Source organism: Flavobacterium aestivum (assembly GCF_026870175.2).
GTDB classification, from domain to species: domain Bacteria; phylum Bacteroidota; class Bacteroidia; order Flavobacteriales; family Flavobacteriaceae; genus Flavobacterium; species Flavobacterium aestivum.
The window spans coordinates 1,324,902-1,345,187 of sequence record NZ_CP113977.2 but is presented as its reverse complement, the minus strand read 5'-3'; the positions used below and the strand labels follow the sequence as shown (position 1 = coordinate 1,345,187).

The 20,286-nt window shown below is 33.0% G+C and carries 16 protein-coding genes; 5 read left to right on the top strand and 11 right to left on the bottom strand.

Translation table 11 applies throughout. The features are described from left to right. Position 1: 1 nt before the first annotated feature. Entirely contained in the window at positions 2-889 is an 888-nt protein-coding gene (locus OZP08_RS05840) for a flavin reductase family protein (protein ID WP_268848730.1), read from the bottom strand. A gap of 257 nt (positions 890-1,146) precedes the next feature. On the opposite strand from OZP08_RS05840, the gene OZP08_RS05835 reads away from it, so the two are divergent. Continuing rightward, positions 1,147-2,304 carry a sensor histidine kinase gene (locus OZP08_RS05835; protein WP_268848729.1) on the top strand — a complete coding sequence of 386 codons (1,158 nt, stop codon included), beginning with the start codon at positions 1,147-1,149 and terminating at the stop codon, positions 2,302-2,304. Here the strand turns inward: OZP08_RS05835 and OZP08_RS05830 are convergent. The 3 genes from OZP08_RS05830 to greA all read right to left on the bottom strand — a co-directional run bounded on the left by OZP08_RS05830 (position 2,297) and on the right by greA (position 4,486). Beyond that, positions 2,297-3,463, bottom strand: a complete 1,167-nt coding sequence (locus tag OZP08_RS05830) for a transglutaminase domain-containing protein (protein WP_268848728.1) — start codon at positions 3,461-3,463, stop codon at positions 2,297-2,299. The two genes, OZP08_RS05835 and OZP08_RS05830, sit on opposite strands and share 8 nt — an antisense overlap. An 82-nt stretch (positions 3,464-3,545) precedes the next feature. Beyond that, positions 3,546-3,935 (bottom strand): HIT family protein, encoded by a 390-nt coding sequence (locus OZP08_RS05825; RefSeq protein WP_268848727.1) that lies wholly within the window; start codon positions 3,933-3,935, stop codon positions 3,546-3,548. 74 nt (positions 3,936-4,009) lie between these two features. Then, the gene (gene greA, locus OZP08_RS05820; protein WP_268848726.1) at positions 4,010-4,486 is read right to left on the bottom strand and encodes a transcription elongation factor GreA; all 477 of its coding nucleotides are present in this window, start codon (positions 4,484-4,486) and stop codon (positions 4,010-4,012) included. A 231-nt stretch (positions 4,487-4,717) separates the two neighbouring features. On the opposite strand from greA, the gene OZP08_RS05815 reads away from it, so the two are divergent. Continuing rightward, a complete protein-coding gene (locus OZP08_RS05815; RefSeq protein WP_281323212.1) occupies positions 4,718-5,131 on the top strand; it encodes a Rieske (2Fe-2S) protein in 414 nt (137 codons plus the stop codon). 68 nt (positions 5,132-5,199) lie between these two features. Here OZP08_RS05815 and OZP08_RS05810 read toward each other — a convergent pair whose 3' ends face one another. The 6 genes from OZP08_RS05810 to OZP08_RS05785 all read right to left on the bottom strand — a co-directional run bounded on the left by OZP08_RS05810 (position 5,200) and on the right by OZP08_RS05785 (position 12,308). After that, on the bottom strand, positions 5,200-7,431 hold the full coding sequence (locus tag OZP08_RS05810; protein WP_432419629.1) for a TonB-dependent receptor: 2,232 nt from the start codon (positions 7,429-7,431) through the stop codon (positions 5,200-5,202). A gap of 276 nt (positions 7,432-7,707) precedes the next feature. Beyond that, positions 7,708-8,109, bottom strand: a complete 402-nt coding sequence (gene arfB, locus OZP08_RS05805) for an alternative ribosome rescue aminoacyl-tRNA hydrolase ArfB (protein ID WP_268848723.1) — start codon at positions 8,107-8,109, stop codon at positions 7,708-7,710. Positions 8,110-8,111: 2 nt separating this feature from the next. Then, a complete protein-coding gene (locus tag OZP08_RS05800) occupies positions 8,112-10,238 on the bottom strand; it encodes a DUF4301 family protein (protein WP_281323211.1) in 2,127 nt (708 codons plus the stop codon). After that, entirely contained in the window at positions 10,187-10,822 is a 636-nt protein-coding gene (pnuC, locus tag OZP08_RS05795) for a nicotinamide riboside transporter PnuC (RefSeq protein ID WP_268848721.1), read from the bottom strand. Before pnuC ends, OZP08_RS05800 begins: the two co-directional genes overlap by 52 nt. A 40-nt stretch (positions 10,823-10,862) precedes the next feature. Continuing rightward, positions 10,863-11,585, bottom strand: a complete 723-nt coding sequence (locus OZP08_RS05790) for a phosphoglycerol geranylgeranyltransferase (protein WP_281323210.1) — start codon at positions 11,583-11,585, stop codon at positions 10,863-10,865. Between the two features lie 66 nt (positions 11,586-11,651). Next, on the bottom strand, positions 11,652-12,308 hold the full coding sequence (locus OZP08_RS05785) for a 4'-phosphopantetheinyl transferase family protein (protein WP_268848719.1): 657 nt from the start codon (positions 12,306-12,308) through the stop codon (positions 11,652-11,654). Between the two features lie 240 nt (positions 12,309-12,548). Here OZP08_RS05785 and ahcY point away from each other — a divergent pair, with 240 nt between their 5' ends. Next, positions 12,549-13,865 carry an adenosylhomocysteinase gene (ahcY, locus tag OZP08_RS05780; RefSeq protein WP_281323209.1) on the top strand — a complete coding sequence of 439 codons (1,317 nt, stop codon included), beginning with the start codon at positions 12,549-12,551 and terminating at the stop codon, positions 13,863-13,865. A 91-nt stretch (positions 13,866-13,956) separates the two neighbouring features. Here ahcY and OZP08_RS05775 read toward each other — a convergent pair whose 3' ends face one another. Continuing rightward, complete coding sequence (locus OZP08_RS05775; RefSeq protein WP_281323208.1) at positions 13,957-15,798, bottom strand: hypothetical protein; 1,842 nt, start codon at positions 15,796-15,798, stop codon at positions 13,957-13,959. 690 nt (positions 15,799-16,488) lie between these two features. On the opposite strand from OZP08_RS05775, the gene OZP08_RS05770 reads away from it, so the two are divergent. Together OZP08_RS05770 and OZP08_RS05765 are read left to right on the top strand one after the other, a co-directional pair. Beyond that, positions 16,489-17,592 carry a fatty acid desaturase family protein gene (locus OZP08_RS05770; protein WP_281323207.1) on the top strand — a complete coding sequence of 368 codons (1,104 nt, stop codon included), beginning with the start codon at positions 16,489-16,491 and terminating at the stop codon, positions 17,590-17,592. 165 nt (positions 17,593-17,757) lie between these two features. Further along, complete coding sequence (locus tag OZP08_RS05765; RefSeq protein ID WP_281323206.1) at positions 17,758-20,082, top strand: patatin-like phospholipase family protein; 2,325 nt, start codon at positions 17,758-17,760, stop codon at positions 20,080-20,082. Positions 20,083-20,286 lie beyond the last annotated feature (204 nt).

The window sequence follows — 20,286 nt, the reverse complement described above, 5'->3', positions numbered from 1 at the left end:
GTTATTTTGAATTTATTTTTTTGGCTAAAAGCACTTTCCAAGACGAAAGTACATCATTATTTAAGAGATACCTTTTGGCTTCCAAGTGTACTTTTTCCTGGTCATCCGAGCTCAAAACTGCCTTTACGGCAAAATTTTGATCTACAAATATACTAACTTCTTCTGTTGTGGGCAAGGCTTCAATATTACCTAACATCCCTAAATCATTTCCATCAAAAACTGGACTGTTTTTTACAAAATCCGGTATGGCATCTACACCAATCCCTAATGTTGTCAATGGCTTTGGCACTTCGAACAATCCTTGATTGGATCTAGAATACCAATTAGCTCCTAATCTGGAAACCAAGTCAATTTTATGTTGATCAATAGCACCATTTTCATTCAGAATCGCTTCATTGATATGCATTCTAACAACTTCACAAAGAATTAAATTTCCTGCTCCGCCTTCTGTCCCTAACGGAATGATTTGTGTCACTTTGCATTCAAACTGTACTGGAGATTCCTTAACTCTAAAAGGCTTCACAACATCTGATGGTACTGGTGTAAGTCCAGATTTTAAAAATTCGTCAACTCCATCAGCATACTCAGTACTTGCCAAAGAGGCTTGTTGCACAATATCATAATTTACCACATTGATCACAACTTCTCCAGTAGCTTCTGCATTGATTAAGGTATGCTTAATTGTATTGTCGCGTACTCTTCTTGCTGGCGAAAAAACAAGTATAGGCGGATTGGCACTAAACACATTAAAAAAACTAAAAGGTGACAAATTAGGGACTCCACTTTCGCCAATAGTACTAGCAAAAGCAATAGGTCTAGGCCCTACGGAACTTTGCAAATACCCTTGTAGTTTTACGGTCTCAATACTTTTTGGATCAATACTAATCATAAAATTTTTATTTGGACAAAAATAACAAAATAGCCGTAAGATTACCGATTATTCCACAATTATATTATAACTACAAAAGGCCTAGTCCTGATGCAAGTAGTATCTCCCGATTTATAAAAACAAAGCTTTTTGCCATAGTTTTTGTTAATCAGGAATATAACGAACAGTAAGAACAAGCGCCTAAAAACAATGATTTTTGGCATAACACAATCCCACTCCTATATATTTCGCTATATTTATACCACAAATTTACATTTATGATTTTTTCGCAAAGCAACAACCCTATTCGTTGGATTATCGTTTTTATTTCCTTTCTAATTATCTCCATTATCCTTTGGAACACCTATACATTTTTTCAAATATTCAAAAATGAGGAACGGATAAAAATGAATCTTTGGGCAACAGCTCAAAAAACACTAATCAATGCAGGAGAAAATACCGAAGTAGATTTACCCCTTCAAATATTTAGCAATAACACCACTATTCCTTTAATTCTAACAGAAAATGACAGTATTATCAACTCAGTAAATATTGATGAAACTATTATAAAAGATAAAATAAAAGCTCAAGAATATTTAAATGAATTGAAAAGTGAAAATGAGCCAATAAAAATCATTTATGCTCCTGGAAAATCACAAGAATTATATTATGGTGATTCCTCTTTGATAGACAAACTAAAGTATTATCCTATTGCTTTATCTCTTATTATTATCTTAATTGCTTTTTTGATATATAATTTCTACCAAAGTAACAAAGTGGCAACCCAAAACAAACTGTGGGCTGGAATGGCGAAAGAAACAGCACACCAAATAGGAACGCCTCTCTCCTCCTTAATTGGTTGGTTAGAAATTTTAAAATTGGACAATGTAGACGAATCCATAACGATAGAAATTGAAAAAGATATAGAACGTTTGCAAACTATTACGGATCGTTTCTCTAAAATTGGGTCTGAACCTAAACTGGAGAACAAAGACATTATTGAAGAAACTAAAAATTCTTTTGACTATTTAATTGCTCGATTTTCAAACCAAATTGATTTTACGTTCAAGGCACCACAAACTCCAATAAATATATTGTTCAACCCAACTTTACACAGTTGGACTATAGAAAATCTTGTAAAGAACTCTATTGATGCCATGAAAGGAAGAGGCAAACTATCTTTAAACATTGAAGAAGATGCCCATTTTGTTAAGATAAGCATTATCGATACAGGGAGTGGTATTCCCAAAAAGGAGTTCAATACAATATTTGAACCTGGATTTACTACCAAAAAAAGAGGTTGGGGATTAGGTCTCTCACTTACCAAAAGAATTGTAGAGAAATATCACAAAGGACACATAAAAGTATTAAGCTCTGAGATTGGAAAAGGAACTACAATGCAAATCAGTTTTAAAAAAGAGCATACTTCTATCTAGAGGGAATACCAATAAATGTCACTTTGGTAAACATTGCTTTTCTAGCTAATTTGCTTTTACTTAAATAATCATTAACGAATTTTTCTTGTGCTTCTACTTGTTTAAGTACATCTATTATTGCATTTTTTAATGATTTTACACTCGCAGCATTGGCGTCATTATAACTACCAATCGCATAAATACGGTTTTGACAATCTACTATTTTTTGCTTTGGGGTTTCAATCATTTCCCTAATCACTTCATCTGGTAAAGCTGGCTTGAATTTTTTATTACGGTACAAAATAAAATCATTAAACATAACTATAGCTTGATTATAATCATTACTGATTACCTCCAGCTTAGCCATTGCATCGTTATTCTGAAGAGCCTCTACTTCACTCTTTCTTGAAAGAATTATTTCTCGGATTAAATTATTTTTAACGCCGTTTTTTTCCATTCGGATCAAAGACGTTCTTGCTTTGTCAAGATCTGACAAACGATCATAATCCTCAATTTGAGTTACAAAATCAAAAATAGGTTTAGCTTTATTTAATTGTGTTTTCCCGTCAATAAACTCCTGATTGGTTACCGGATAATTTAAAAATTGCCACAAATAATCAAAAGGCATATGGGTTGCTATATATTGACTTGGAGCTGCTTTATAATGGAGATTATTTATTTTTTTGATAAACTTCTTATTCTGAATATAACCTGCTCCCCATGTTGGATCAAAAAGCCACCAAGCATTATCGATTCTAGCAGCACACCATGCGTGTGACAGTATATCAACTTTTCCGTTTTGTTTTGTATATCCGTAAACAAGATAGGATTTAACTCCCACTTTTTTAGCAATATCATTAAAGACCTCCGCATAATGAATACAGACTCCTTTCTTGGTAAGCAGCGTATTCTTTATTTTATCCTGAGATATTTCTTTATAATCAATAGACCCTATGTTCTGAATATCATATCTAATATTTGATGCTGTCCAATAAAAAGCTGCTCTCACTTTATCATTTTCAGATTTGAAATTGGCATTAATATATTCCGCGATTCCAGTTGTTGTTATACTTAAATCGTGGGGAATTTTATCCATTTTAGCATCTATCAAAGTATAGGTCACTTTTGATTGTCCAAAACCAATAATTGTAAACATCAAAAATAAAAATGTACCCTTCATAACATTTATTTTTTGGCATAAAAAAACACGAATCTTTTAAATTAGTCCTTAAAAGATTCGTGCTCTTATGTCTATAATATTTTTATAAATTCTCTTGAATCCTTTTTGCCAAAGCCTCAAATTCTTCTTTTGTCAAACTCACTTTGTGCTTGAATGTCATTTCTCCCATTTCATTCAAAGGGATTAAGTGCACGTGTGCGTGAGGAACTTCTAAGCCAATTACTGCCATACCAATTCTTTTACAAGGAACTGTTTTTTCAAGAGCAGTGGCTACTTTTTTAGAGAACTTCATCAATCCAAGATACAATTCATCTTCGATATCAAAAAACTTGTCTATTTCTTGCTTAGGAATACAAAGTGTATGTCCTTTTGCATTGGGATTTACGTCCAAAAAAGCCAAAAAGTTTTCATCTTCAGCAACTTTGTAACATGGAATTTCTCCATCAATGATTTTTTTAAAAATAGAACTCATGTTATTTTTATATTTAAAAATTTAGAATAAAAAACATAGAGAAGGTACAGAAACTACCATCTAATTACTAAAGATTACTCTCTGGTAATTTCCAGAATTTCAAATTTCAAAACACCGTTAGGAACTGTAATTTCTGCAACTTCCCCTACTCTTTTACCCAACAAACCTTTTCCTATAGGTGATGTAACCGATATTTTTCCAGTTTTCAAGTCGGCTTCACTTTCGGCAACAAGTGTATACTTCATTTCCATTCCGTTAGTTTGGTTCTTGATTTTCACATTCGACAAAACCAATACTTTCGAAAGATCTAAATTAGACTCATCAATTAATCTAGCATTAGAATGTACCTCTTCTAGTTTAGCGATTCTCATCTCTAGCATTCCTTGGGCTTCCTTAGCTGCATCATATTCTGCATTTTCAGAAAGATCTCCTTTATCTCTTGCCTCGGCTATATCAGCAGATGCTTTTGGACGCATCACACTTTTTAAATAATCTAATTCTTCTCTTAATTTTTTTAATCCTTCCGCTGTGTAATAAGATATTGCGCTCATAATTTCGTCATTTATATAAATAGAAAAAATCCCATCAGGACGGGATTTCTTTCCACAAAGATACTATATTTTTTTCTCAGTCTATAATTATATGTTAATCATATCTATTTCAAAGTTAAATAAATTAAATTTGTTTAACTAATACTTTATACTTAATTTTTGATGATGAAATATGCATATCACTAATCTGGTTGCAAATCCTATATCTCTTTTAAAAAATATTGTCTTTATATGAAAAAATACATTCTTTTAAGTATTGCCTCCTTTTTTTTCCTTGGATGCAGCAATAACGAAAATTCTAACACAAATCCCTACATTCCAAATTACAATTTTACTGTAGATCTAAACACCAATTTACCAACCTATTCTACATTAAAATATCCGAGTAACTCTATTTATTATGCAAATGCTGGCGCACGAGGCATTATTGTTTTTAATACCGGAAGTGGTTACAACGCATTTGATGCTGCCTGCCCCAATCAGGAATTGAGCACATGCTCTACCATGACAGTAAAAGGTGTTAATGCCATTTGTGCATGTGATAATAAAGAATACAGCTTATTTACAGGATTAGGAAACATGAAATATCCCTTGAAACAATACCGGGTAGAAGTAAACGCGAATATTATTAGAGTTTACAATTAAACAAAAAACCTGAAAGTTGACTTTCAGGTTTTTTGTTTGTTCATATAATTTCATATAATACTGAGTTACTAAAACTTTAAAGTCAGTCCTCCCAAAATATTAATTCCTGCTTGTGGATAATAACCGGCACCTTCTATTGTTTTTATAGCTGGTGGATTACTATAATCATCATCATAAGTATAGAAAAATCCATTACTCACATACTTCTTATCAAAAATATTGTTGACCAAAGCTGAAATCAAAATAGACTTAAAAATACTTTTTGGTCTAAACTCATACGAGATATTAAAGTCATTCACAAAATAGCTTTTCAACTTTGAACCATCCGAATCAATATTTCCCATATACTGTTCGCCTACAAACTTAGAGAACAATGACATTTGAAGATCTTTTATAGGTGTAAATCCTAAACGATTCCCTGCCACTACCTCTGGAGAATAAGCAATATTTGTATTTCCTAGATTTTGTAAAACACCATCTCTTGTAAAATAGAAATCTCTGTTTTTGTTTTGACTCAAAGTTACATTAGGCTGTAACACCCATTTTTCCGAAAGCTGAAAAGTTGCATCAACCTCCAAACCAAGTCTATAACTATCACCACTATTGGCTCTTATTGGTGCTCCAACATCATCTAGTTCTCCCGTCAAAACCAATTGATCTTTGTATCCCATATAATACGTATTGACATTTAGTTTAATTTGATCCGAAAGATAACGCCATCCTAATTCAAAATCATTTAATTTTTCCGGTTTTGGACTTCCATTTTCATAATCAGTTCTGTTAGGTTCTCTGTTGGCTCTCGCATACGAAAAATAAAAACTGTTGATTTCATTCAGTTGATAAGTTACTCCCGCTTTTGGATTAAAGAAATTAAAGTTATCATCAACCAAACCAGTTTCTGATGAATTGGCCTTATAAGTAACGTTTCTTAATTGCAAATCTCCAAACAGCGCCCATTTATCATTCAATTTATAATTTGCTTTAGCAAAAATATTGCCATCCGTTTTGGCTGCAAAATCATCATAATAATGATCTCCCAACTCACTTGTCGAAGCATATCTTGCCCAAATCACTTTCCCAAAATGGTCTCCTTCATATTTATTCCATCCACCACCTAAAATGACATCCCATTTGTCTTCTTTATAATTGGCAGAAAAAGTAGTTCCATAAAAGTCATTATCCAACCATTTTTGACGCACAAGATCAGTAGTATTTACAGTTGGTAAAGCAGCGATTGGCGCTAAACCATAATCAGCAAAATCTTGGTCTTCCTTATATTCTTCATAATATCCTTTCCCTTTGGTATAATGAAACGCTAGGTTTGTGTTCCATTTTTCAGAGATTCTTTCATTCCAATGTAATTGATAGTGATCTTGTTGGTAATTATCTGTTTGATTATCATAGAAACGAATATTCCCAAATTCATCCTTAAACATTCCAGCTGCATTAAAAGTTCTATCACTTTCTAAAGTTGCAGCATCTACACCAAACCAAGATTGATATGTTTTTTCGGTTCCGCCAAAAGTCAATGCTTTGATTAAAGTTGTTTTCCCAACATAAGTTCCTTGAAGAAAATACGATTTCAAATCTGAACTAGCTCGGTCTACATATCCATCTGATTGCAATGCTGACAAACGACCTGCAATTTCAAAATGGTCATTCATCAAACCGGTACTGAATTTTACCGTATTTTTGAACGTATTGAAACTTCCATACGAACTGGAAATTTCGCCATAAGCCTTATCCGAATAGAAATCAGTCAACATATTCAAACTCGCTCCGAAAGCCGCTGCTCCATTTGTAGAAGTTCCCACCCCACGTTGCAATTGCAAACTCTGAACGGAAGAGGCAAAATCTGGCATATTTACCCAAAAAGTCCCTTGACTTTCAGAATCATTATACGGAATTCCGTTGATCGTTACATTTACACGAGTCGCATCACTACCACGCACTCTAATTCCAGTATACCCCACACCATTTCCTGCATCTGAAGTTGTCACTACCGAAGGCAGGTAATTCATCAATATCGGAATATCTTGCCCTAAATTTCGAAATTTAATATCTTTTTTATCCAAATTACTAAAAGTCACTGGCGCTTTTGATGTAACCCGTATAGCCGAAACTAAAACTTCATCAAGTTGATTGACCTTTGTTGTGTCTTTCACTTGAGCGAATGAGAATAAAGAAAATAGAGAAAAAGAAATAGACATCAAAAATATTGATTTTTGCGTCTTTGCGTTTTTAGCTTGTCCGTTAGCAGTTACTTGGGTTCGGCTAATAAAATTAAATGAAAATTTCATCCGTAAAAATTACGAATAAAAGGGGGAATTATTCTTTTGTTTAAATTAATAAATAATTGTTCTTATGACAAATTGTTAAAGCAAAAGCTATTTTTTGTCATTTTTTCCCTTGACAGCATTATCTGTCCAGGTTCTTTGGGTATGATCTCAGCTCGTTATTTAGAGCACCCCTTTGAGACGGCACAAAGGTAAAAAAAGAATTAAGATTTATAGTTTATACCTTAAGATTTTCAATCCTAAAACAAGTCATGCTCTTTAAACATCTATACCTTAAGACTAAAACTCTGGCTTTCTACGATTTTTCTTTATCTCCGACACGTTTTTCTTATCCTTAATTCTTTTTCGAATTACTGATTTTGGGATTTTAGTCGGTTTACGTTCTTTAGGAACATGCAACCCTTTTTTTATAATATCTAAAAACCGTTTGGTTACTATCTCTTTGTTCTTGAGCTGACTTCGGTCTTCATCACAATTCAGAATCAACATCAAATCTGCTGTTAATCTGTTCTGCAAATTAGTTTTCAAGATTAGTTTTTCCTCCTCAGACAATGCTTGGGAATTGGGCAAATCAAAAGTCAGCACCACTTTTGATGAAACTTTATTGACGTTTTGTCCTCCAGCACCACTACTCCTTACCGCTTTATATTTTATCTCCGAAAGAATCGTTTGGATTTCCATTTTTACAACGGTTGATGTGCTGGTTTTAATAAATCATTTACAGTTTTCACAGGATTAAAAGTAAATAAAGGAACCTCTACAAAAACTGTTAACCAATTTGCCATAGCACCATTCCACAATCCAGGTAATTCATATGCTTTTACATCAACGCCTCCATTATTTTTATGCACAATAAAACCACTATTGGAATCAATAAATTGCTTTAGATCAAATTTTTCGTTTTTGTAATTTTTCAGACCACAAACCAAATCCACTGGATTAAAATGAGTTGCATTAGATAAAATTTTTACTTGATCTTTATTTGTCAAATCAACTTGGGAGGTTTCTACAATTTGCAAAGAAACACTACCATCCGTTCCTCTTACCCAGAAAGGGCCTCCACCTGGTTCGCCCTCGTTTTTTACCATTCCGCAAACCCTGATAGGCTTGTCTAATGTTTCTTTCAATTTACTAATTTGGTCTTTCAATATGAGTTTATGAAAACCATCGTTCATTTCGACATTCAACTGTTTTTTCAGAAAAACTAAAATTTCATTTATTTTTTCTGGCATAGCTTCGTCGCTGTCCAGTTCTTTCAAATACTCAAAAATCTGATGCTGCAACTCCATTAAAACACCAGCCAAGGCTTTCTTATAAAAAGAAACATTCTTAATGTTATTTTGACTTACATTGTCAATATTTTTTATAAAAACAACATCGGCTTCAATTGCATTTAGATTCTCAATCAAAGCACCATGCCCTCCTGGTCTAAAAACCAACATCCCTTTTTCATTTCGGAAAGGTTTATTGTCAGCATCAACCGCAACTGTGTCGGTTTCTTTCTTTTGATATGAATAACTAACAGCTATAGTTGAATTTGATTCGGCTTCAATTTCGCCCTTCACTTTTTCAATAATTTCTTCAAATTGAGTTTGATGATTTTCTGAAACCGTCAAATGCAAATTGGATTGATTATTAGAAGTGGCATAAAAAGCACATTCAAACAAATGCTCTTGAATTGGAGCCGCAATATGGGTCGCATATTTATGAAAAGGAAGAATTCCTTTTGGTTTATTTGCAAAGTCAAAATATTCCGGTGATAGGAGTATCTTTATAAAATAATAATTTTTATAGTCACGTCCCAAAGCATCAAAATCAGGATATACTTCTTTTAGCTTTTTGTCTACCATTTCAAAAAAAGAAAACTTATCCATCCCAACAATAAAAAGTGACAATTCAGTATCTTTTTTTCGATTAATGTAAGCATTGATACTTTCGTTTTCTAAATCAAACTCATTCAAAAAAGTCGTCAAAAATTTAAACATCCTTGAAGCTGCTCCTGAAGCAGGAACAAATTTCTTTAGCTTAAATTTTGATTTATTCTCGTCAAAATAATTAGCTTTTTGTTCAAAATCAGGATCTGTCAATTTCAGGATTCCATTATTTACGGTAGCCGGATTAACCAAAATACTTTTCGAAATTCCTTCACTAAAAATACTAAGCTGCTTTCTTATATTCTCTAACGGAATTCCATGCTCATGAATTTGTAAAAAATCATCAGACGTAAAGCCCATTTCTAAAGCCTTTGTTAAATCCTCTATGATGGCAACCGCTTTTTTCAAACGGGTTTCTTTATCACCTGAAATAGTTATAAAAGGTTTTTTATTATCAATTAATGACTGTTTGAAAACTCCAAAAATAGTTTCTCTCCCGTTTGGACTATCTCTTAATCCATCGTCTTCCCAAGGCACATCTATATCTGTCAAGAAAAACAAATCATATTGATGAGCCCGAGCAGCTTTGTCTAACAACGGATCGCAAAATCCATAATACAAATCCGAAAAAACTTTGGTTACTAATAAAGTAGTATCACAAAAAAGATATTTATTGGCTATTATCTCCTTTTCATTCTCTAATTTGGTTTGTCCATATGCAATTGGTAGCATATCATTTACATCACAAACACCAAGACCGTTGTCTAATTTTTCTTGTAGATAATCACGTGCGAACTCAGGAACCCAAGCCGTTTTATAATATTCGGCGAGTTGTGTTGCCAATGTAGTTTTCCCAGTAGATTCTGGTCCAAATATGGCAATCCTTATAATTGGCGAAGCTCCAGATTTTGTGAGCTGTTCAAGATTTTCTTCCATTCTAAATAGCCATAAACGGCAATAATTGTAAATATTATATACTGAAAACAAGTAAAGGTATATCCTTTTGCGAAATAAAGTGGGACTGATATTATGTCACCAGCGATCCAAAAAATCCAGTTTTCAATTTTTCTTTTGGCCATTAGCCACATTCCCACAAAAAACAGTGCAGTCAAAAGAGTATCCACATACGAATACCAAGTGGTAAATTTATTAAAATAAAGATATACCATGATAACAAAAACAAGTGTCGCTCCAAAAATAAGTATCCCAATAATTTTCTCTTTATTAGTTGTTACTGATACCGGAAATTCGTCTACATCACCTTTTTTACGAGTCCAGTGGTACCATCCATAAATACTCATTACAAAATAATACATATTAATCATCGAATCACCTAACAGACTCCATTGCCAAAGCAAATAGGCATATATAGATGTACTGACTAAGCCTGTTGGAAAAACCCAAATATTATCTTTCTTAGCGCACCAAACACTCCAAAGCCCAAAAAAGACTGCTATCAATTCTAAGTATACTTCATGAAGTGGATAATCTTTATATTGGGCAAAAAAATAGTCAAACATTTAATTTCAGATTTATTATAGGCGTTACCGCCCAATGTCTTTAATTGTTTTGATTAAAAAATTCAGCATCGTTTTCAAAAGCGGTTCCAATAACAACCAAATCGGCTCCTGCTTCATATGCTTTTTGAATGCCGTGCAAATCTATAATTCCGCCACCAACAATTAGAGGAATTTCAATATTATTTGACACTTTTTTTATCATTTCAATGGGAACTGCTTGTTTGGCGCCACTTCCCGCTTCGAGATAAATAAGTTTATGTCCCAACATCTCTCCTGCCTGAGCGGTATACATAGCACGATCGTCATTATTTCTGGCTAACGGCTTCGTATTACTCACTCTAGCTACTGCTGTTTCGCTACCACTTTCTATTAACATATAACCTGTCGAAATAATTTCGAGTTGGGTTTTCTTCAAAATAGGTACAGCATTTACCTGATATTCTATCAAATAATCCGGATTTCGCCCTGATATCAAGGAAAGAAACAAAATCGCATCAGCATTGGCAGAAATCTGAGATGGATTACCAGGAAAAAGGATAATTGGTAAACTTATTTTTTGCTTTAAAACAACAATTAACTCATCGAGAATATTATTTTGAACATGGCTACCTCCAATAAAAACATGGGTTGCAGGCGATTGATTTATTTTTTGGATTAAATACTCTAAATTCCCCAAAATAATTTTATCGGGATCCAAAAGAATGGCTAGTAATTTTCGGTTTTCAGTTTTCGCCCGAACTATATCATTATAAATATCCATCATACTCAATTACATAGAGATTCTCAAAGCACGCACTTAGCTGTATTAAGATCTTAAATTATTTTTATATTATTCAAAAGCGTAAACAAGAGTAAAATTTTGTTTAAAGCCATTAATATCATTTGATCCAAATTCTTCAAAACAAATATTAAAATCTTTGATTATATCATCAAAATGAAGTTCTGTTTTAGCTTGCATATCATTCATTTCGAAAGCATTTACTTTAATATGGTCTTTGAAACTAATTCCTTTTTCATTTCTAATTTTAAAAATAGCTTCTTTTGCACCCCAAATAACCGTCAATTTCCTAATATATTCTATTTTTTTATTCGGTATCAAATAAGAAAATTCAGTATCGGCAAATTTATCGGCAATTCGGATTATTTTTTCTCGTTGCAATTCTATATCAATTCCTACAACTTTGTCACTTAAAATTATAGCCGAAAATTGATGGGAATGTGTAATCGAAATATGCTTTCCATCATGCAAATGTGGTTTTCCAAATTCGTCATAATACAAATCGAAATCCGTATAACCCACTTCTTGAAACAGTTTACGCACGCTCAGAAAAGCTCGTTGGTGTATTTCAGATTTCATTCCTTTTAATCGGCTCATGTTGCTTTCATTAAGAACAACAGCTTCAAAAAGTTCTTGATAAGACTCGGTTATTTCCCAAACGAGAATTTGAGTTGAAGAATTAAGATTTATTATTTTAAAAAGAGGCATTTGATTGCTGATTGAAGATTAACGATTTCTGATTTTAGATTTATAACCACGTTCTTAAAAAAACAATTTCAGATCTACATCAAAACTTGATGAATGATATAATTCTAAATCGCTAATTCTTAAATCGTTAATCTACAATCTTAAATCCTTTTTTTTTCTAAAGTTATTGTCTAAATTTGCAAAAAAAATTCACCCGAGCCTAAATGGCAAACGGACAAAATAATTACAAATATACTATAAATGAGTACAACGACTACGCCATATGTGGCTTTCAAAGTAAAAGACATTTCTCTGGCTGCCTGGGGAAGAAAAGAAATCGAACTTGCAGAAGCTGAAATGCCAGGATTAATGGCCCTTCGTGCAGAATACAAAGATGAGCAACCTCTTAAAGGAGCTCGTATTGCAGGATGTTTGCACATGACGATTCAAACAGCTGTTTTGATCGAAACATTGATTGCTCTTGGTGCTGAGGTAACTTGGAGTTCTTGTAATATTTTCTCTACTCAAGATCAAGCTGCTGCTGCTATTGCTGCTGCAGGAATTCAGGTTTATGCTTGGAAAGGTCTTGACGAAGAGTCTTTTGACTGGTGTATCGAGCAAACATTATTCTTTGGTGAAGAAAGAAAACCATTGAATATGATTCTTGATGACGGTGGAGATTTGACAAATATGGTTATTGACCGTTACCCAGAATTAGTTCCTGGAATCAAAGGATTATCTGAAGAAACTACAACTGGTGTTCACAGATTGTACGAAAGAGTTAAAGCTGGAACATTGCCAATGCCAGCTATCAACGTAAATGACTCAGTTACTAAATCTAAATTTGACAACAAATACGGATGTAAAGAATCTGCTGTTGATGCAGTTCGTCGTGCTACAGATGTTATGTTGGCTGGAAAAAGAGTAATCGTTTGTGGATACGGTGATGTTGGAAAAGGAACTGCTGCTTCTTTCAGAGGTGCTGGTTCTATCGTAACTGTTACTGAAATTGACCCAATTTGTGCTTTACAAGCTGCAATGGACGGTTATGAAGTTAAAAAATTAGACACTGTTATCGGAAATGCTGACATCATCATTACAACTACGGGAAATAAAGATATCGTTCTTGGAAGTCACTTCGAACAAATGAAAGACAAAACTATTGTTTGCAATATCGGACACTTTGACAACGAAATCGATATGGCTTGGTTAAACAAAAACCATGGTGCTTCAAAAATCGAAATCAAACCACAAGTTGATAAATACACTATCGCCGGAAAAGACATTATCATTTTAGCAGAAGGTCGTTTGGTAAACCTTGGTTGTGCTACAGGTCACCCAAGTTTTGTAATGAGTAACTCATTTACCAACCAAACTCTAGCTCAAATTGAATTGTGGAAAAACAGCGCTGCTTACAAAAATGAAGTTTATATGTTACCAAAACATTTAGATGAAAAAGTAGCAATGTTACACTTAGCTAAATTAGGTGTTGAATTAGAAACTTTACGTCAAGACCAAGCAGAATACATTGGAGTTGAAGTTCAAGGTCCATTCAAACCAGAATATTACAGATACTAGTATTATAATTTAGTACTAAATTTTAAAACCCTTACATTTCTGTAAGGGTTTTTTATTACACTGTCTTGTCCTGAAAAAGTTATCTATAACGCTATTCATATACAAATATTCGCTCTACAAAATTTGCATTTGGAGTTTTAGAATCTAATCCATTCACAAAAAACATTTCGGACCAGTTTTTTTGATTATCAATTTTAAGATATTCCATTTTCATATTTAATTCAATTTTGCCATCCCCTCCAAATTGTGAATCCTGACGTGATCCCTCAATTTTCCTGTTATCCAAGTCGTATTTGCTAAAAATCACCAATGCATCTACATAACCTGAACCATCCATATTATTTTTAAAATGTTCTTCTATAAGATTCCCTCTTTCATCGTATATTAAATCATCTCGAGACTCGGATAACTCAACCGCTCCTTCAACATAATCATATGAAACAGTTGTTTTTACAATGTGATTTTTATTATAATCATATTTTACCAAGCTTCTTAAAGTATCATTTTCCAAATAATTTTTCTCTTCGATTAATTTATTTCCAGGTCCATAATTATAAATCGTTTTTCCAATCACCTTATCATCGTCGTCATACCTTATTGATTCTATCTTTTGTTTCAAATTATTATACTTGTTCTCCGGATAATCAGATTTCTTGGGAAACATTTCATCTTTCACAAACTCCCCATTTGAATTCTTTTTATAAGTGGTATAATTTTGCATTTTACCTTTTACATACTTGCCATTCTTTTTTGTTGCATAATAAAAGTTCTCCTTATATTCTTTAATATTTCCAAATAACTTCTCGTCCCATTCTGCAGATAATTGTGGAGCATTGTAATCTTCTGCGATCATTTTTTTAGGCTCTGGCTCTTTCAGATTCGGAATCATCTCAAAAGTCCTGTCTATCCCATAAACGGGTTCATAAAGGACAAAATCATTTTTAATCGGTGCGATAGTTTGAATAAATATGTACTTCCTTTTATCATTTATTACATCGTCGATAGTAAATGTCTTTTTATATTCTTCAAAAGTCATTATGGGGTTAGCTTTAAAGGCATCAAAAACACGCTTACTTACATTTCCTCTAATATCACTAAAACCCGCCCTTTCATCATTGATTTTTTTGTTTTTCTTTTTTAATTCTGCCACTTCCCTATCGCTGTAATTGATCAATACATTGCCTATTTCATCATAATTTATCAGATGTATTTCATTTTTTCGATCACTGTTCAGATCCGTAGCCTCTATCAAAATCACATTATTTATAACATCAACTAAATTATACTGAATGTTATTTAACTTAAAAGTACTTCCTATATCCTTTTGAGAAAGCTTTACCTGAGAATAATCTGTAATGAATTTAATATTATAAATTACACTACCCTTAATTTCAGAAAGTTCATTGTTATTTTTAAAATCAATTGCGTTATTTATCTGATCTTGCTTACGCAGTGTAGTAAAATTCAAATTAATCTCTTTTCCGTTTTTGAACTTATAAAAAGACTCACTTCCGAAAGAAGTTCCACCAATGTTCATAATTTCAATCAACTCTTTTTTTAAATTAAACAACTTGCTTGTTACAGGGTGAAATTCCACAATAGAAACCTCGTCATTCTCTTTATAATATGCAGGAAATCGAGAATTAAATAACAAGTCATATCCATATTCAGATTTCTCCAATTTCAAAACTCCTCGTGAAATAAGAGTATCTACTGAAGAATTTACCACTTCAGTAGGTTGAATTATTTTCTTTTGAATTTCATCAATTTTTCTATTTACTTTTTTAAAAGGAAAATCAGGAACTTTAAAAATTTCTTTACTCGCATTATAAGTAATTTCATAAATCATTTTTTTTTCCTCTTCACTAGGTTGCTTTTTTTGAGAAAACACAGAAAGACTAACACCCATCAAAACCAATACAATTCTATTCATTTATTTTTTTCTTGAAAAGTACAGTTTTTTACACCAAAAAACCAACTTCATCGATACAGTTTTTTCTTAAAAAATAAGTAGAAAAAATCATTCATACTTCAACTTAGGATAAAAAAGATGGAAACACATAATTTCTTATGTCTTTTCTTTTGGAAGCTCACCATTCGTCTAAGTCTCCCGACTTCGCAAACCATATCCAACATCAAGGCTTCTAATCTTCAAAAAATCAAAAAACTTTTTTTTAAACAATCAAACCTTCAACAACCTAAACCTTTTACACCTTTCTTTTTCAATTGAATACTCATCAAAATAATCACACTTACAGTAAACATAAAAACATTTCTAAAAAGCCCTCAAAAAAATCAAAGCATTTGATGTGGAAGTAATTGAGAAAATAATGAAATTACAAATCTGAAAATAATTCAACAATTAAGAAAACATCCTGAAAATTTTCAAAAACCTGTTTATAAAAAAGAAAATTACACTAAAGTGGACACCAAGAATATATAATCATTAACAAAAAAGCTTTGAAAACCTTTTTTAAAATCATAACAAACCCTTACATCACTGCAAGATTTTTTTGTTTGATAATACCATCTGATAAAAACTAATTTACTAATACTTAACAACAAACGCTTTTTTTAAATAATTTTACGTAATAAATTTGATGTTATTCTCAATTATTTTGATATGCGCGACATTGTACAAAAACCACAATTTCTTCGTGCCGGAAAAGATGATTTTTTCAAAAAATTAGCCCAAGAAGTACACGAAACAGTACTAAAAGATAAAAGATTACAATACAAAAACATCATAAAAGCACTGGGACTTCTAGCTGCATTTTTTATTTCTTACTCCTGCATTTTAGCATTTGGAAACAATACAGCTTTATTGTTTTCTATTTACATCATTATGGGTTTTTCTATGATACTCATTTTTGTGAACTCTTTTCACGATGCCAGCCACGGAGCTCTTTTTGAAACAAAAAAACAAAACCGTATTTTCTGTTATATAATAGATTTTTTTGGCACAAATAGCGAAATTTGGATTCAGCGTCACTTACTGTTACACCATCCTTACCCAAACATTCAGAATTGGGATTGTGATATTAAGCAAACTGATATAATACGCATTTTCCCTAATAGCCCTTTATATAGTTTTCACAAATACCAACATATTTACATATGGTTCTTATATCCCTTTTATACTCTTATTTGGTTATATATTAGAGATTTTAAAGATTTTTTTGGAACCAAAGACAACTATTTAAAACGTGTATACACCATCCCTTCCATAGAATATATAAAACTTTTTGTTGCCAAAGCATTCAATCTGTTTTACATGCTGATTATTCCTTATTGGGTTTTAGAGCAATCTTTCGGAACCATTTTTACCGCTTGGATAGTAATGCACTTAACCTCAAGTTTATTTGGAGTTGTGGCGTTGGTATCTACTCATGCAGACGAAACTGCCCATTTCCCATTACCCCCTTCGAATGGTAAAATGGACGTTACCTGGGCCGAACATCAACTGATGGCTACCAAAGATTTTAATGCCGGAAATCCTGTTTTTGATTTTCTATACGGAGGATTTACCCATCATGTCGCACATCATTTGTTTCCCACAATTGGACATACCTATTACCCGAAAATAACCCCTATTATACGCAAACATGCCAAAGAAAACAAACTCCCATATACCTGTAGACCCGTCTTAAACGCAATAAAATCACATTATTTATTATTAAAAAACTCCAGGAAGGCAGATTCTATTTTTTATTCCTCAGAATTATAAAAATCTAATAAATTGACCTTTCATTTAAAAATTGTTTCTAAAAATTGACATTAAATTAAACACCCTTTTTATATTCTAAAAATATAATTTTCAATATCTTAGTGTTTACTATTAGATACAACCAACTGATTTTACTCTTCAATAACCAACTTAAAACAAGAAACCTTGAAAAGAAATCTCCCCCTCTACCTTTTATTTATTTTTTTTACAGTAAGTCAAATTAATTTTGCACAAGACAAAAAACCTAAAGTCGTATTAGTATTGAGTGGTGGCGGTGCCAAAGGGGTAGCGCATATTCCACTCTTACAAGCATTAGATTCTTTACATATTGTACCAGATCTTATAGTAGGAAACAGCATGGGAAGCATCATGGGAGGCTTGTATGCTATGGGATATTCTGGCGACAGTATAGCAAAACTCACAAGAAGCATGGATTGGGACAAGTTACTAGGCGGAGGTATGTCGCTAAAAAATGTTGGGGTAGAAGAAAAAAGTGAATTTCAAAGATATTTAGTCGGAATTGGAATAAAAGACGGAAAACCCACTAATCTTAGTTCTATATTAAACGATCAAAATTTAAGGGAATATCTTTCTGAATTAACTTTCCCAGTGTACAATGTCAAAGATTTTGACAACCTTTCGATTCCATTTAGAGCGATGGCCACAGACGTTGTAAATGGAAAAGAAATAATCCTCAGTCAAGGAAGTTTAGCATTCGCAATGAGAGCAAGTATGTCTTTACCCGCAGTTTTCAAACCAATGCCGTATGAGGAAACCCTTTTGGTCGATGGAGGCGTTATGAACAATTTCCCCACTGATGTTGCCAAAGAAATGGGAGCCGATATCATAATTGGCAGCGATGTGGGCGGAGGAATGGAACCCAAGGACAAACTGGATAATTTTATAACCATATTAATGCAAACCAGTATGTTTCCCAGCAACATTAAAAATCCAGAGAACCGAAAAAACTGTACGATTCTGGTGGACCATTTACCCAACTTAAGATTCTCTACTGCTGATTTTAATGAAAGCAACGAAATTTACAAAGATGGTAAAATTGCCACAACTCAAAACCTGCCCGCATTAGTCGAATTAGCAAAGAAACTAAATGGCTTCCAACAAAGAACGCACGAGCTTCCTAAAATGGCCAATGAATTTTTTGTCGATACTATTATTTATAAAAATATAAGCAAGGAAAACATCCCTCTTGTAATTGCCCGAACTAACATCAAACCAAAAGCACAATACACCACCAAAGACTTGATTAAAGGCATTAATCGAGCCATGGGAACTAATTTGTTTCATCAAATCACTTACAGCTATTTCATAACCGAACAAAACAAAATAGGACTAACCTTAAATGGATTTGAATACTCTAAAAACCTATTCAATGCATCCCTTCACTATGACACCTATAGAGGCGTGGGGCTAATTCTAAATTACACAGGACGAAATATCCTCATTCCATCTTCTCGCTTTATCGTTACTGCCGATATAGCCGAACAACCAAAAGGTAGAATCGATTTTCAGAAAAATTTCGGAAAAAACAAAGACTGGTGGTGGAGTTCCGAACTTTATGGCGCCTTTTTAAGACAAGAGCTCTTCATCGATGGAAAATCAGCAGACAACATGCTTTATAATTCTTTCGAATTCAACAATGAAGCCAACAAAAATTTAAATTCCCTAAAAAGCTATATTGGTCTTGGTCTAAACTACAACTACACAGAAGTAAAGCCCAAAAATGATCCTTATTTAAATCCCAATGTAATATCCCTTAAAAACTACAGCTTTGAAGACATGGAAATAAAAGTGCATTATTCATATAATGATATAGATAAAGCTTTTTTTGCAACTAGCGGAACGATTTTAAGAGCTAACATAAACCGTTCGCTCCTTAGTAATGCTAATATATCCTTTACGGATGTAACATTAACCGATTATTCTGGTCAAACAAACGGGTTCACCAAATTAGGATTCGGATTTGAAAAAAGAATGCTCTTAAAAAAGAAAATCACCTGTATCATGGGTTTTGACGCCAACTTTATATTTGAAGACAAACTCCATAACGACGATGTTTCATTTTCAGATTATGGCTATGCTGCAAAATATTTCCTTGGAGGCATTCTACCTAGCTCAGGAAGCAACCGCTTTTCTTTTCCAGGCTTACACGAAGACGAACTCAATGCATCTCAATTTATGGCAATGAAACTTGGAGCCCAAATAAACCCGCTAGGCAAGATTTACATAACTCCACATTTTAACATTGCATCCGTTGGTTTTAAAAACTTTAACGAATACATTGGCGATGTTTTTTCTCCAAAAGGAAATTGGGATCGCGGTACAGAAACCAGTCTTTTACTATCAGGAGGAGCAGCACTCTCATACCAATCCATCCTAGGACCTATACATTTTGATACTTCATGGATAAACAATATAGACAAAGTGAGATTGTTTTTCAGTGTTGGATTTACATTTAACCCATCTAACTAATCAAGCCCTTCCTGAATATTACAATCTAGAAACCTATGAGACTAAAAGCCCGTGATTTTCGATTTTGAAGCAAGGCTTAGCCAACGGTTTCAACCGTTGGAGACAATCATAGAAAATCAATTATTTAATAATCACATTTAGGCTTAAAACAAAAAACCCGTTTCTTTCGAAACGGGTTTTGCAATAATGTCTAATAACTCTTAT